This is a genomic window from Pseudoalteromonas sp. S3260, from assembly GCF_005886925.1.
In the GTDB taxonomy this organism is placed as follows: domain Bacteria; phylum Pseudomonadota; class Gammaproteobacteria; order Enterobacterales; family Alteromonadaceae; genus Pseudoalteromonas; species Pseudoalteromonas tetraodonis.
Map to the genome: position 1 here is coordinate 1 of NZ_PNCV01000345.1, position 348 is coordinate 348.

Consider the following 348-nt stretch of genomic DNA (forward strand, 5'->3'; position numbering starts at 1 on the left):
TACCTCACGCTGGCGCAGGCGCAGCACGCCATGGCGACCACCCTGTTCGCCTCGCTCCCTGAGCGGCTGCCGGCCGACGCCCGTGTGCTCGATCTCGGTTGTGGGCCCGGACATTGGACCCTCGAACTGGCGCAGCGCTACTCTGGGGCTTGCTGCATGGGGCTGGATCTTTCGCTTGAGATGCTGCGTGAAGCCGCACGCCAGACGAGCGAGCTTGCAAGTGGCAGCCCTGAACGCCCGCACTGGCTACGCGCCGATGCCGAGCGCCTGCCGCTGGCCGATGCGAGTCTGGACCTGGTGTTCTCGAGCCTGGCCGTGCAATGGTGCGACAGCCCTCGGCTATGGCTC

The 348-nt window shown here is 67.8% G+C and carries 1 protein-coding gene; it reads left to right on the plus strand.

Annotated elements, in window-relative coordinates; all coding sequences use genetic code 11:
- On the plus strand, positions 1 to 348 hold a 348-nt coding region (locus tag CWC14_RS18740; RefSeq protein WP_138564383.1), incomplete at both ends, for a methyltransferase domain-containing protein.